Below are 14,408 nucleotides of genomic sequence, written 5' to 3'. Positions count from 1 at the left end.
GGCCCTGATCCGAGTCAGTGCCGGTGATGGCGGACCACATCCTCGTGATCGACAAGGGCAGGATCATCGAGCAGGGCACCCACGAGGAGCTGCTGGAGCTCAGCGGACAATACGCTGCGATGTTCACCCTGCAGGCGCAGGGGTACCGCGACTAGGGGAGCGCGATGAGCACCGAAGGACGCACCGAGGCACCCGTCGGCTCGGACTGGCTGCGGACCCATCTCACCCCGGTCGAGGCGGACGGCGACGTTCCGTTGCTCGCACCACCGGGGTGCACAGTGGTCGCGGTCGGCGAGGCCACGCACGGGTCGCGCGAGTTCTTCGAGGTCCGCACCGCGCTGCTCCGCCGCATGGTCGAGGACCGCGGTTGCCGGGTCGTCGCGCTGGAGGCGAGTGCGGCGGCGACTGTGGACGTCGATGCAGCAGTGCGGCGCGGTGCGCCGGACGACGCCCTCGCGGACGCGTTCGAGGGCCTCGGCTTCTGGACGTGGCATGTGCGCGAAATGCGCGAGCTGCTCGCGTGGGTGCGCGCGCGGAACGCGACGGCCGACCTCCACGACCAGGTGCGGGTCGTCGGGATCGACCCTCAGCTGCCGGGAGCCGCGCTCCGACGTCTGCGCGTGACGGTGGACGGACCAGCGTCGGCACCCCTGCGGGCGTCGCAGGTGAGTGTCCGTGCGCGGGACGGTCGCCTGCTGGGGCGGACGGATGCGCTGCGTGCGCTGCTCGACACCGTGACCGGTGCCCGCGACGGCACGGGCCAGGACGCAGTCAACCGTGATCTCGCGCTGCTCGAGACCGGGCTGCGGTACGAGCTCGACGGTCCGCGGTCGGGCGTGCGGGGGCGCGACCTCATGGTGGTCCGCGACCGGGCGATGGCCGACGCCGTGCTCGCGGTCGCGGCGTCGGGTGCGCCCGTCCTGCTGCTGGCGCACAACGGGCACATCGCCGTCCACGGGCCGGACGCCCCGGTCGCGACGCTCGGCACGCACCTGCGGGCCGCTCTCGGCGATCGGTACTACGCGCTCGCGCAGCTCTTCGGGAGTGGCGAGTACCTCGCCAAGAGCACCCTCCTGACGCGCGCGCAGCGGTCGCCGCGGACCTGGTCGACCCGCCTCGACGACGGCCCGTCGCTAGTGGAGCGGGTCTTCGACGCCGCGGGGGAGCGGTTCGTCGTCGACCTCGCGGGCACGTCCGACGACCCGGACGCGGCGTGGCTGGACGAGGACCGCCTCCACCGGGCGCTCGGGGCCGTGGTCACGCCGGTGCTGCACCGGGTGTCGGCGCTCGAGGTGAACCTGCGGTCGGCGTACGACGGGGTCGTCTACCACCGGCGCGTCTCGCCGTCGACGTGGATCCCCCGACGTCGCGACCCCGCCGGGCGCCAGGAGTGTCCGATGAACCGTGGGCACAGTGCGCGGCTGGGAACGCGATGAACGCGAGCAGGTCTTCGCGGGCGCATGCGAGCGCGAAGGGCCCGAACGAACGCCGCTGGAACGACTGAACCCCCCGCGGGACGCCCTTCCGGGCCCCCGCGAGGGGTTTTGTCACTGCTAGGCCCTGATCCGAATCAGAGCCGATGGCGGGGTGGTGACACAACTGCCTGACCTGCGGGCACGGACGGTCTTCGAGCACCGCGTCACACACGATCGGGCCGACTGCTCACACTGCAGCACGCTGACCTGCGGGAATACGTCGACGGAAGGTCCGAGCCGAGAGCACGTCCTCGTGCGCCTGAACTGCGCTTTCGGGCGTCCGGGTGTGCGGCCAAACTCTCGACCGTCGCAAGGCGTCGCACGGGGCAGAACTGCTGGGGGACACCGCGCTCATGGCAAGTGCCGATCTCCTCGATCCCCTTCCTGGTGGCCAGTGGCCGGGCTCGGCGGCTCCTGTGCGCCCGGGTCACACGGCTCGGCGTCCGAGGTTTCGATTGAGCGATGCGCCTCGAAGCCCGGTAGGCACAACGCTTCCTTGACGCTCTCGTTCCTCAGCGGGACGTACTCCATGTCGACGACCAGACCGCCGCCGAAGACCTTCGCGAAGATCGCCGATGTCTCGTCGTCGAGCAGGGACGTGTTCGCCTCAAGCATCCGATTGATCCTGTCCGTGACCTGCTGAGTTGTTAGCTTCTCCATCGCGCTCGCCAGCTCCGGAAGCTGGGCGTCATCTTCGATCCGAGCGCTGGAGAGAGCTCGCATCCTGTCGGCGATGATCGAGGCAGCCATCAGAATCTCAAGCAGGTGCCGCTGCGCTTCGGCAGTGCTCATGCTGGTCCTGGTGTCCTCCAACGCATCGTCAATCTCGTTGGAGAAGCTCTCTACGACCGGTTCGCTCAACACCAGCTCAGGCGTGGCGGATCGGCTGGGCAACTCGTCCTGTCGGGTGATTCGACTCAACGCCGTCTGAGCGGTCGGTAGGACTTGGTCTTCCCACCACTGCTGGACGCGGGAGGCGTTCTTGACGACAGCGACGGTGCCGACGACGCCCGCTGCGAGGCTGATGGCCGCAACGATCGCCGCCGGTCCGCGCAGGTCGATCTTCGCGAACTCCGCGTGTCCTCCAATCCCGTCCGCTCCCCGGAAGAAGCCACGGACCCAGCCTGGGGTGTCTCTTGACGCCACCAGGTCCGCACCGTCGGGGATTGAAGCGGCGTACAGCTCCCACCAGTCGCTCATTGGACTCCTCTGGTTGCGATCGGCCAGACCTTGGGTGTGGCTCCTCGCAGGTGGCAGCGTGAGCTCGGCTCCATGTTGCCGTCTACTCGCTGGTCTCGCGGAGATACGTGATGCCGAAGCCCTTGAGCTCGCGGTACTTCTGGTACTTGGTGGCCAGGTCGAAGGGGCTGTCGGCCATGCGCTGGAATATGTCCAGCCCACGCCCGAGCAGGATCTTCCAGCCGGTGTTGGTCGTGATCGAGCGGTCGTGGATGGCGGTCGGGTCGACCAGCTCGACATCGAAGACGATGCCGAGCACACCGGCGCTCTTCTTGATCTGGAGTAGGTACTCCAGCTGGCGCTGGGCCTTCTCTGGACCATCCTGGTTCTCGACTGTGACGAGCTTGAGTGTCACTTCGTCGGCGGGTTCCTTGCCACGCGCGATCCCCTCGACCAGCTCCATGAGGTTCCTAGCCTGGTGGAACATTCGCACGTAGGGGTCGACGATCGTGATCTCGGTGGCGCCGCGCAGGTACGGGACGAGCAGCGAGTCGAACGAGACGCCGCGCTGGCCTTCCTGGTAGTCGCGGTGCCCCTGGAACAGCTCGGGCTCCGGTTCCGGCTCGGCAGGCTTGTCGGTGCTCGTGGCGCCGGCCGAAGTGGCACCACCGCTGAGCGGGTCAGTGTCGGTCGGCGGCTCCTCCGGCTCGTTCTCTTCTTCCTTGCGCCCGCGGTGGTAGTAGGTCGGGTACTCGGTTTCCTCGAGCGTAGCGACGACGTGCCAGGTGCCCGCGGTGTCGAGGTAACCGAATTTGACCTCGGCCATGGTGGAGTCGATGCGCAGGATCTGGTCCTTGACGCGCTTGCGGCCCTCGATGGCGAACCGGAGGATCTCTTCGATCTCCTCCTTCGTGGCCTCGCCGCCTGGGTAGAGGATCTTCATCAGGCCCGAAAAGGTCTTGTGGATGCCGTCGCGGTCGCGGGTCGAGATGTCGGGCGAGAGTGTGAAGTGCTGCTGGTAGCGGTCGGAGTAGTCCTGCGAGCGCATCGACTTGAGGACTTCGGCGATGTAGTCGACGACGAACCCGTAGCCATCGGAGAACATCTCGCCACGGATGATGTCGACTTCCCAGCCGGGGATGTAGCAGTGCAGGCGGTCGAGGTAGGCGGGGTCGTGGTAGGCCTCAGGCAGCTCGTCGAACAGGTCGGCGTTCTTCAGCATGTAAGGCACGGTGTGTGATGTGTTGCCGACGAAGACCATCGAGGCCTCGGCGCCGAGCGTCTCGACCCCACGGGAGAACGACTTGTTCGCCATGTAGTTCTTCATGATGTCGACGAGCGCCCTGTCGGTGCGCTTCTTCTTGCCGGCGAACTCGTCGAAGGCGACGACGTCCCAGTACCCGACCAGGCCGATACGTCCGTTGGAGTTGTTGACGAAGAGCTTCGGGACGGTGACCTCGCCCCCCGAGATCAGCATCCCGTGGGGGGAGAACTCGGAGAAGATGTGGGACTTGCCGGTGCCCTTGGGGCCGAGCTCGACCAGGTTGTAGTTGCGCTCGACGAACGGGATGAGACGCACGAGCTGGAAGAACTTCCCCCGCCTGCTGAACATCGCCGGGTTGAAGCCGATCGACTGCAGGAGCAGGTCGATCCACTCCTCGGTATTGAACCCGCGCCGGGCCTCGAGGTACTGCTCGACATCGAACTTGGAGAGCTGGATCGGCTTGATCGAGCCGAGGATCCAGGGCACAACGCGCTGATCGTCGCTGTGGAAGTACTCGATGTCGCAGATGCACCACACGCCGCCGACCAACAGCTTGGGGTGGGCCTTGATGACCGGCGAGTCGACGACCACCCCCCTGATGCCGAGGTTGGCGAACTCAGCCTCGTAGACGTCGGCCTTCTCGTTGAGGGTGACAGCGACCTTGTCGATGACCCGGTGCCGGCCGCGCTCCTTGATGGTCGACTTGACCAGCTCGGACTCGCTGCGGTGGACGTAGTGCTCGGCCAGGATCTTGCGGACGGTGTCGATACCTGCCTGGATGGTGGCTTCGTCGTCGGAGGCGGCGTACTGCCCGAGCAGGTACTCCAGGACGTACGTCGGCACGATCGCGTTGCCCTTGACCGCCTTGACCAGGTCCTTGCGGACGACGACTCCGGGGAACAGCAGGTTGATCTTGTAATCGAGATCGCTCTGCTCCGGCGGGCTCGGTTCGGGCGTCTCGTTCTCGGTCTCACTCATCTCTGCTCCCTTCCCCCTCAGAAGTCGAAGTCCGACGCGAACGAACGCTTCAGCGTGTAGACCGCCTTGGCGAAGACCCGCCACTGGTTTGTGTTGGGGATGCGCTCCTCCAGGCGGAACTCCACGGCCCGGTTGTTGTAGTCGCTCGACTCCTGGGTGAGCAGCATCCGGGCACCCTGGTAGCGGTCGCGCTTGTCGGCCGAGGCCTGGTCGAAGGTCAGGTCGACAAGGTTCGAGATCAGGGTCTCGCCGACGTACAGGCCAGCCCGCAGCGTGCGCGGCTGAACCTTGTCGCTGATCGGATCGGTCTGGAACAGGCGGACGACGACCTGCCCGGTCGTGATCTTGTCCGACTCCGGCCAGACCTCGACGTTGACCAGTCTGGTGTCGCTCTTGCGCTTCTTGTTGACCACCAGCACCGGGACGACGATCTCCTGCAGCGTCGCGCCGCCGTGGACGAAGCGCGAGCCGCTACCGGCCAGCCGCAGGCGATGGATCGACTTGGGGATCTGGACCTCCAGCTCGCTCTCCAGCCCGAGTTGGGCGGCCTCGAAAGTAGCGAAGGCGGGGTCAGCCTTGAGACCCGTTCCGAGCACGAAACGCTTGTTGACGTACTTGAGGTCGTCGCCGTGCGGCTTGGTCGACAGGAAGAAGGTGTCGGCCAGCGCCTCGTCCTGGAACAGGAAGCCGTGGTCGGCCGTGATGAAGATGTTCGTGGCGTTGGCGCTGGCCAGCTTCTTCACGAGCTCGACGATGTCGCGCAGCGTGTCATCCACGGCCTCGAAGACCTGGCGTTCTGTGCCGGGCTTGTCCCCCGTGGCGTCGATTCGGTTGTGATAGACGTACAAGACCCGGTTGGCCTTGTAGAGCTCGCGCCGCTCCTCCGCGCCCATCGCCTTGAAGTCCTCGGCCTGGATCGCCGAGCCACCAACAGCCTCCAGGATCTTGCCGCGGAACGTGGTGCTGTTCGTCGGCCGGTCGTCAGCCAACACTGTCTTGGCATCGGTCGAGTGCTTGAGCGTCGAGTGCGGCAGCAGCGCCGCCATGCCGAGCTGGGTGTAGCTGGGAAGCACCCCGAGTACGGCTTCGAGCGTGGCATCGAAGCGGTCCTCTTGGCGGATGCGCGAGCCGAGCTCATCAGCCACCTCATAGCGCATGGCGTCGGAGATGATGACGACCGCCTTCTTGTCGCCATCACGCACCAGCGGCTCCACGTAGCTGGCGTAGAAGGCCGTCTGCGAGCGGAGCGCTGTCGAGCGCCAGCGTTCGGCCTGGTCGACCTGCTGCTGCCAGGCGTTCCCCAGCTCGTAGACGAACTTGTTCGTGTAGCGCTTCTCGACCTGCTCGCGCAGGGGTTCCAGCGGCTTGGGGTACTCAGCCGTGCGCGCGGCGTAGACGAACTGTCGGTAGAGCTGGTCGATGCGGAACCACTCGCGGCGGTAGCGCTGCAGTCCGTCGTCGAACGACTGCATGCCCAGATCCAGCGAGGCCAGCTCACCGAGCAACTCAGAGGCACTGCCGATGGCCGTGTAGAGCTGGCTGTAGCTGTCGATCCACACGCTGCTCTGACGTGCCCGGACCACATCCGCAACCTCGCGCGAAGTGACGGTCTGCTCGGCCACTGCCCGCGCCAGATCGCTGATGATCTTCTGATCGATCTCCTCGAACAGGTCGACCCCGACCAGATCGCGGAAGCTCGCGTCCTCGATCTGCGACATGTAGTCGAGGTCGCGGGCTGCCCGCTTGGCGAGCGTTGCCAGCGCCTCCTGGCTACGCCGGTCGTTACGCAGGCTCGCAAAGTCGAGCTGGATGTTCTGCAGGCCACCCGGCCGGTCAGACCTGAAGCCCTCGATGGCCCTCCGGAAGATCCACAGCACTAGGTCGTCGATGCTCGGCGAGGTCGCCTCGTACCCGTAGATGCGCGTGACGCCTCGCCAGTAGAAGTCATCGAGGCTGTAATCAACGAGGGCCCCGTACTTGGCTTCTTGACCCTTGGCGTTCTCGACCATCAGGGCGCGTGTGATCTCCAGCAGGCTGTGGGTGTCCTTGAGGCCCAGCAGCACCGCGGTCATCTTGGCCCGCAGGTCAGTCGCGTCATCGTCAGGGTTCAGGAGCGCCTTGAGGCTCTGGACGCGCTTGGTCGCGTTGAAGAACTTCTCGTGCGCCTGGACGACCTCGTCGATGCCCTTGCCCGCCAGGCCGAGATCCTGCGCTACGAGGGCGGTGCGGTCGGCCGTGAAGACCCCGTAGGCCAGCTCCAGGTCGAGCAGCCAGTTCCCGATACCGGCCGGAACCTGACCGGAGCGGTAGACCAGGAACCTGCCCTCCGGCTTGTCGTGCAGCAACTGCCTCTTGATCCCGTACTCGTCATTGGCGACCTGGATCGTCTGGACGCCTGGTAGGTCGAGACCGGCAAAATCTGCGGCGTAGTGGCCGTCCGGGTCGTGCCAGAAGACGACTCGGTGGCTGTCGAACCACCGCAGCAGGTGCGGGCGGACCGTGGCGGCGTCACTCATCGCTGGCCTCAAGGCCGGGGATCTTCTTCAGGGCGGCCCCGAACTTCGGGTAGTTCGTCTTCACCCCGTCGTCCAGGTCGATCGAGAGCTGACGGGAGGCCAGCGGGTAGAGGACGTCGTGCTCGTACCCCTCAAGCTCGAGCAGCACCTTGCGCAGCCGGTCGGCCTCCTTCTGCGCGGCCGCCTGCTGGCGCGGTGTCCCACCGCCGGCGGCGAGGCTCTCCTTCTGTTGGAGGCTCGACGCAAGCTTGGCCCTGAACTCACGCAGGTACTCGTTGAGCACCGTCGAGACCGTCGAGGGCGTGTAGCGGTGCATGTAGATCAGGGCACTGAACGATCCCTTGGGGCTGGAGAACAGCCAGTAGATCGGGCGCTTCTTGTACCGCTGGACGTGATCGTCGTAGAACTTCGACGACGCCGCCCGAGTACCTGCTCTGACAAAGTATTCGCGGATGTCCTTGATGCCGAGCGACTCCGTGACGAAGCGCAGGTTCTCCTCGAAGCACTGCTCCCCGAAGGCAACGCGGAGGAAGCTCCGGAAGCGAGCGACGATGTCGTCCTCGAACCAGTCACCGTCCACGATGGGGATGACGTTGTCCCTGTCCGGACCGAAGGTCGGGTTCGGCACCTTGGCCAGGTAGTCCTGAACCGTGGCGCCCTGGTCGGCCAGGATGAGTCCCGGCTCGTCGAGGCTGTAGCGACCGAACATTGAGCCGATGGCGTAGGAGACGAGATCTTCGACATGCGCGCGGCGACGCGCGTCCTCGTTCGCCGGCTCTGGGAGACGAACTACCTTCCCGGTCGCCTGCTCGCCCAGATAAGCGGTGGCGAAGAAGTTGTCCAACTCCTCCTCGGCCGTCGCAAGCGACTCGGCACGCACGTCTTCGGCTCGGTTGCAGGCGTCGACGGCCGCAGAAAGCGACTGGCTAGCACCAAGGAGCGGTGAGCCCTGGAAGTGGGCCGACAGCTCGTCGGCATCCCACTCCTGCTTCGAAAGGTCGATGCACCGAGTTCCCAGCTCCGAGACCCGATCACTGGTCCGCACCCGCACCGGGAGGCTCAGCACGTGGCCGAGCTTGAAGTCGAGTCGAGGAGCGAGCAGGCGCATGAACCTGGTCGCGGTCGAGCTGTTGAGGAAGCCCTCCAGCACGCGCAGCTCGTCCTCACGATTCGGGAATGCCATCGGCCCCTTGGCGTCGAACATGAAGCCACCCTCGACATCGCGGACGGCGAACCCATCGCCGGAGATCCCGGACCAGGTCAGCCCTCGCTTGAACCCGTACGTGCCGTTGTAGTTGTGCGAGCGGACTCGCCCGGTCGCCTCGTCGATGTTGGCCCGAGGCCTCTCGCCGTCGTCTTCCCAGTCGACAACGAAGTCGAAGTTGCCATACCAGCGACGCGAAGAACCGCCCTTCTGGTACGGAAACCAGCGAGCACCACTCGTTACGCTCTCCTCTGTCGACTCGATGCCGAAGCCAATCGAGCCCTGTGATACCTCGTACCAGCGACGCAGGAACCGGTCGTTATTGCCAGTCGTCAGGCCTTCTCGGGCCTGCAGCAGCTCACCGAGATAAGGCCCCTTGCGCAGTGCAGCGAGCTCGCCATCCGATGCCCAATAGACCACCGGCGTGTTAGGGACGTCGAGGAACTCCGAGACGCTGCGCACCCAGGTCCGCTCAGCCTCGGAACCGACCGCCGCCCTCATGAGTACGTCTGCCTTGGCTCCACTTTCGACGTCTGCCGCCCGGACAAATACGGACCGCGAAACGCCTGCACCGTACGTGTTCGCAACGAAGGCAACGGTCGAGACCACCTCGCCGCTGATCGTGTCGAAGGCCGACGTCCCGAGATGAGCAAGCGTCGCGAGCGACGCGCGGTTCAGTAGCCAAACGCGATACTTGGCGTACGCCCCGAGGAACATCCAGCTGTCCTGGGTAACCATTGCGACCGCGCCAATCGAATCGACGAGCTCGAAGCAGCGGTCGATGAACATCGCATATAGGTCAATCTTCGCGAGCGGATACTCGCTTTTGGCGAAGTTGGCGAGCGTCGTCTCCATGTTCCCGCTACCCATGTACGGCGGGTTCGCCACGGCCACGTGGTACGTACGCGACAGCACGTCAGCCTGTCGGATCGTGGCCGCTGCCCGATCCAGCAGCTCGGCCACCAGGATGTCGCCGTCGACGGCGTTGGCGTTGGCATTCGTCAGGCCACGCCGGGCATCTTCGAGCACGGCCCGATTCGGCTTCACCAGCGAGCCGGTGACATTCGCCTGGGCGAACTGGTTCCAGAACGCCAACTCAGCGTGCTTGTCGCCGCCACGGGTCAGTAGGAAGTCGATCTCGTCCGGTGTGAAGCTGATCGGTTCGAGGACGCAGACGTTGGGCTCAACCCGCTTGCTGAATAACGTGCGCTGCTTGGCTCGGGCCTTCATCGTCAGGGCGAAGGCCGCAAGTGCGCCGGCGCGTGGGTCGATCTCAACCCCGTAAAGGTTGTTGGTAAGGATGAGCCCCGGAATCTCGGCCGGAGCGTAGCCCTCTTCCTCGTAGATGGCGTACAGCAGGTCGAAGGCGTAGGTCAGCATGTGCCCCGAGCCGCAGGCGGGGTCAACGACCTTGAGTTCCTCAGGGCTGCCGATCCTGACGAAGTCGGCCTCCTCGTCAATCGGCGCGATGTAGTACTGCATCTGGTCGACAAGGCGCGAGCCCGGGCGGTTAAGCATCCACAGCCGGCCAAGGGAGTTCTCGACGAGGTAGCGGACGATCCAGTGCGGCGTGAAGAGCTGGGTGGCTGCGGGGATCTCGTCGGCGCCGGCCTTCTTGTTCTTGTTGAACCCGGCGAAGACCTCGTCCTTCCGGTCCGAGATGTAGAACTGGTACAGCCAGCCGATGACCTCAACGTCCTTGCACACATCGGAGGTCAGGACCTTGACGGCGCGACTCGGCGCCGAGTCATCTGCCAACAGGTTCCCGGGGATGAGCAACTCGGTGAAGTCGCCCTCCCGCTCGAACATGAAGGGCATAGCGCGGTTCCAGTAGCGGCAGTAGTCCGCGAGCAGCAGCGCGTAGGCCTCGCCCTGGGCGTTGTCGCTGCGGCGGGTGCCGTTGAGCAGGCCCGTGACGGTCTCGCGGGTCTTGGTGCCGGCCACAGCGGCGTCGATGTTGCCGCGCTTGGCTTCGGCCAGGATCTCGGGCTGACCGGTCTCGACGCCGGACTGTGGGGAGACGACGCCGACGCCTGTGTAGCCGTTGGCGTCCATGAAGCGCAGAGCGATGATCCGGTTGAACCAGGTGTAGGCGACCCGATCGGCGACCGCTGCTTTGCCCTTGTCACCGCCACCCGCCCTGCTGACGGCCTTCTCCACGGCCGCGACGACCCTGGGCTGCTCGACACGCTCGAGAGACGCCGGTGCCAGCACGACGGCGATGCGTGCGGTCACCTCGCGAATGAGTGCCGTGCGCGCCCAGGTGGCGAACGACTTCAGCGGTGCGGTTTCCATCAGAGAGAGATTCGCTTTCCGTCATTCAGGGTCTGGACGAGTGCGCTGCGCAGCGCTGTGAGGTACCGGTCAACGTCTTCCTCGGTCTCAAGCACCCCACCGACACCGGTGGCCGAGATGGTCTTGACCGACACGGTCTGCTTCGACGGTGGTGGCGTGCCGCCGTCATCGTCACCATCTCCCTGGTGCGCAGAGGCCAGCTGGTCGAGCAGGCCCGGGTAGACCGTCTCTTCGAAGCTCGACCCGAGCTCACGGATGAGGGCAATCTGCTTCTCGCCGCGAACGCGGTTGATGTCCTGGTCGACGCGCCGAAGCACGCTCTCCTGAGCGTCCGTAGTCGCCTTGGCGAAGAAGGCGCTCGCTTCGAGCTCAGCCTTGCGACCCTCGATGGCCTCGGCGACCTCGGCACGGTTGGTGGCGACGACCTGGTCGATCTGGGCGCTCAGATGGTCGGTGGCCTGCTTGAGCTGCGCCATCCGGTTGCCACGGAAGGCGTTGGGGTCGTCCAGAGCTGTGCGAACGATGGCGTCGCTGCCGGACGGCAGGTAGCCAAGGTTGCTGCTGTGGGTGGCCACCAGGTCGACGGCCTGGTCGTAGATGGCCCTCTGGCCACCGCTCAGGAACGCCTGAATCGGGTCGATCGTGCTCTCCTTGGCGTCGAGCAGGTCATCGCCGAGGTTGAAGTTGGTCAGGTACCAGTCGTCAGACTTGCCGATCACCTGGTCGAGCAGATCGATCGGGGCCGAGAGCTGCTCCACGAACGGGTACCTAGAGCCCGCCACGGTGGCCTTGAGCTCGTCACGCTTGCCCTTCAGCTTGTCGGCCCCATGCCGGGCAAGCTCCAGCGGGTCCTTGGGCGTATTGGCCTCATCGAAGAAGTCGGTGCAGAACTTTCGGAAGGCGGCGACCTTGCGCTCGTCAAAGGTCTTCTGCCGAGCGACCACCGTATGCGAGTGCAGATGGGTGTTGCGCAGCGTGGTGGCAACTTCGGAGCGCTTGAGGACGTTACCGTCGACCGTAAGCGTGACCTTGGACGCGCCGACCAGGAAGGCGATCAGTACCTCGATCGAGGCCAGATCCCAGCCGTAGGGCTTGGCCGCAAAGCTGTCGACGATCGTCTTGGCAGTGACCTGCTCGCCGAGGGCTTCCTTCCGGATGACAAAGGACAGCACCTCCTCGGACGGCTCGAAGAGCTTGCTAGACGTGGCGGCGTCGAACAGGCCGCTCTGGGGGTTGGCCGCTCCGGCGACCTGCTGCTCGCTGTAGGTGATGCCGGCGAGCAACTTCAGCTGGGTGTAGGTGCGGCTGATCAGGTCCTGGAAGCCATCGGACACCCGGGTCAGCGCGTCCTGCGAGCTCGACCCGATGTCCGCGGCGTTGATGACCAGAGTGGATTTTCCGACCGAGCCCCGTACCCGCTCGACGAGCTCCTTCTCGCGCTCGATGTTCTGCGCACCCTTGGCCTGCAGGATCTGCCCCTCGATGGCCGAGATCGAGTTGCCCTGCTTGCGCTTGATGTACTTCTCGGTCTTGATCAGCAACCGCAGGTCAGCGAGCACTCGGGCGTCGGGGTCGAGAATCACACGCAGCTCGTCCTTGCCCGCGCTGTGCATGCGGATCTCTTCCAGCGAGTACGCGGACTCCGGTGAGATGAAGTGGACCGCCAGTTCCCGCTGCGGACCGTGTGCCTGGTCGTCGAGCTTGAAGCCGAACGGGAAGTCCTGCCCGTTCTTGGCGTAGCGGATCTTGTTCGTCTTGATGACGTCCCCGGACAGGACCTTGAACAGCCGACCACTGACCTCAGAGGCGTCGATGTCGACGTTCTTGATCTCCTCCTCGATGACCTGCTCTTCGTTCGTCAGGTACTCGTACGCGTTGCCCTTGCGCTGGATGTACGTCTGCGACTCCAGCAGCGCCAGGGCCTCCTTCACCTGGTCCGACAGCGCGGGAAGGTCGAGGCCGAAGCGGTCATAGACCAGCACCGTGAGGTTGCGCGGGGTCGCCTGAAAGCTCTCGACGTACTTCACGAGGAAGAGCGTCTTCAGCAGCCGGACCGCCAGCTTGGTGGCTTCGGAATCAGGATTCGGCAGATCCCGCTCGGAGCGATCGATAGCGCGCTGAGCGGCGGCCTTCAGCGAGGCGCGGATGCCGGCGAACATGCTGTCGAAGGTCGCGAGCTGACCCACCTCGACGTTGCCGATGTCCTTGGCTACCTGTTGGACGACGCCGAGCATCGAGCGCTCACCGACCGAGCTGTTGCGGCCCTCGAAGACGTTGTGGTCCGAGATGCCCTCGATCGCAGCCTGGAACAGCGGGAACTGGTAACTGACGAACGGGTAGGTCCCAACGAAGTGCGACTCATCGGCGTAGTTGCGGTAGGTCTTGGCCCCGTCGACGAAGTCGAACAGCGTCTTGAAGTTGGCGTGCTGGTGCGCGTAGATCTCGGTCAGTGCCGCCCCGCCCGCGGTGTTCTTGTCGAGCAGACGCTTGCGGATGACCTCCTCGACGTCCGCGCTGGTCAGCTTCAGTCGGATCTTGAAGCGGGCCTGGATTTTGGAGAAGTCGTTGCCCTGCTGCCGGGTCCGGTCGCCGATGACCTTGTCCATGTCCTCCTGAGAGGTCACGAAGACCCACGCGCGGCCGGCGCATTTGGTGTTGAGCGACTCGGCGATCGTCTGCAGGTTGAGCATCAGCTTGGTGTCCGAGCCGATGAACTGCCCGACCTCGTCGACGAAGAAGTTCAGGCGGAAGGCCGGGTCGCCCTGCTTGTCCAGCCAAGCCTTGACTTCGTCGGCGAAGTCCTCGATCGAGACCGAGTACGAAGCGCTGTACTGCTTGATGATGCCGTCGGCCGTCCCACCGTTGACCTCGGCGAAGGCGCGGTCGATGCTCGGACCCTCCAGAGCACTCTGCTCACGTCCCTGAGTCCAGGAGACACCCGCGATGCGTTCGAACGCCTCCTTGAAGGCGTCGTACTGGCCGCGGCTGTCCAGGTCGCGCTCGAGCCGGGCGACGTGGCCCTGGTTGCCGTAGTAGCCCCGGCTCTCGTCGAAGACCTTGACGAACACCTTGAGCAGGGCGTCGGTCTGATCCTTGCTGATCAGCGTGGCCTTCTGGTCAATGTTGAATAGCAGGCTCTTGCCCGGGATGTGGTCAGCCTTGTTGAGCAGGCCTGGCAGGAAGGCGTCAGGAGTCTTGGCGCGGAAGCTGTCGGAGACCTTCTGGCGCGGGTAGTCCTGGCCTTCGACGTCGCCCAGCAGGTGGGCGAGCATCTTGAGGATGTGCGACTTGCCAGAGCCGAAGAAGCCCGAGATCCACACGCCGTTGGCGTTGGTGTAGGACGTGTACTCCTCAAGCAGGATCTCCAGGCCCTTGGCGGCCTCGTTGGTCAGAACGTACTCGTCGACCTCGGTACCCAGGTGCGCGGCGTCATCTGCCTTGATGACGCCCTCGATCGGACGCTGGATGTCCTTGGCGAAGATCTGGTCGAGCTTCAT

Annotated in this window: 7 protein-coding genes; 2 read left to right on the top strand and 5 right to left on the bottom strand. The window is 65.1% G+C overall.

The window, feature by feature from the left end; all coding sequences use genetic code 11:
- Window positions 1-26: 26 nt before the first annotated feature.
- On the top strand, window positions 27-155 hold the full coding sequence (locus QUV83_RS14355) for a hypothetical protein (RefSeq protein WP_289565494.1): 129 nt from the start codon (window positions 27-29) through the stop codon (window positions 153-155).
- 9 nt (window positions 156-164) lie between these two features.
- A complete protein-coding gene (locus tag QUV83_RS14350; protein WP_289565492.1) occupies window positions 165-1,436 on the top strand; it encodes an erythromycin esterase family protein in 1,272 nt (423 codons plus the stop codon).
- 390 nt (window positions 1,437-1,826) lie between these two features.
- On the opposite strand, the gene QUV83_RS14345 is transcribed toward QUV83_RS14350, so the two are convergent.
- The 5 genes from QUV83_RS14345 to brxC form a co-directional block, all read right to left on the bottom strand.
- Window positions 1,827-2,675 carry a hypothetical protein gene (locus QUV83_RS14345; protein WP_289565491.1) on the bottom strand — a complete coding sequence of 283 codons (849 nt, stop codon included), beginning with the start codon at window positions 2,673-2,675 and terminating at the stop codon, window positions 1,827-1,829.
- A gap of 82 nt (window positions 2,676-2,757) precedes the next feature.
- Window positions 2,758-4,896, bottom strand: a complete 2,139-nt coding sequence (gene brxL, locus QUV83_RS14340) for a BREX system Lon protease-like protein BrxL (RefSeq protein WP_289565490.1) — start codon at window positions 4,894-4,896, stop codon at window positions 2,758-2,760.
- A 17-nt stretch (window positions 4,897-4,913) separates the two neighbouring features.
- On the bottom strand, window positions 4,914-7,412 hold the full coding sequence (pglZ, locus tag QUV83_RS14335) for a BREX-1 system phosphatase PglZ type A (RefSeq protein WP_289565489.1): 2,499 nt from the start codon (window positions 7,410-7,412) through the stop codon (window positions 4,914-4,916).
- Window positions 7,405-10,911 carry a BREX-1 system adenine-specific DNA-methyltransferase PglX gene (pglX, locus tag QUV83_RS14330; RefSeq protein WP_289565487.1) on the bottom strand — a complete coding sequence of 1,169 codons (3,507 nt, stop codon included), beginning with the start codon at window positions 10,909-10,911 and terminating at the stop codon, window positions 7,405-7,407. Before pglX ends, pglZ begins: the two co-directional genes overlap by 8 nt.
- Entirely contained in the window at window positions 10,911-14,408 is a 3,498-nt protein-coding gene (gene brxC, locus QUV83_RS14325; protein ID WP_289565485.1) for a BREX system P-loop protein BrxC, read from the bottom strand. The genes pglX and brxC overlap by 1 nt, the downstream gene beginning before the upstream one ends.

Origin of the sequence: Cellulomonas cellasea (genome assembly GCF_030372105.1) — a bacterium.
Lineage (GTDB): Bacteria > Actinomycetota > Actinomycetes > Actinomycetales > Cellulomonadaceae > Cellulomonas_A > Cellulomonas_A cellasea_A.
Note: the sequence above shows the minus strand (reverse complement) of the source record. Positions and strands in the feature narration are given on the sequence as shown.

Excerpts from the sequence above, each read along its gene's own strand:
- QUV83_RS14355 (WP_289565494.1), top strand. The coding sequence starts at position 27 with ATGGCGGACCACATCCTCGTGATCGACAAGGGCAGGATCATCGAGCAG.
- QUV83_RS14350 (WP_289565492.1), top strand. The coding sequence starts at position 165 with ATGAGCACCGAAGGACGCACCGAGGCACCCGTCGGCTCGGACTGGCTG.
- QUV83_RS14345 (WP_289565491.1), bottom strand. The coding sequence starts at position 2,675 with ATGAGCGACTGGTGGGAGCTGTACGCCGCTTCAATCCCCGACGGTGCG.
- brxL (WP_289565490.1), bottom strand. The coding sequence starts at position 4,896 with ATGAGTGAGACCGAGAACGAGACGCCCGAACCGAGCCCGCCGGAGCAG.
- pglZ (WP_289565489.1), bottom strand. The coding sequence starts at position 7,412 with ATGAGTGACGCCGCCACGGTCCGCCCGCACCTGCTGCGGTGGTTCGAC.
- pglX (WP_289565487.1), bottom strand. The coding sequence starts at position 10,911 with ATGGAAACCGCACCGCTGAAGTCGTTCGCCACCTGGGCGCGCACGGCA.
- brxC (WP_289565485.1), bottom strand. The coding sequence starts at position 14,408 with ATGAAGCTCGACCAGATCTTCGCCAAGGACATCCAGCGTCCGATCGAG.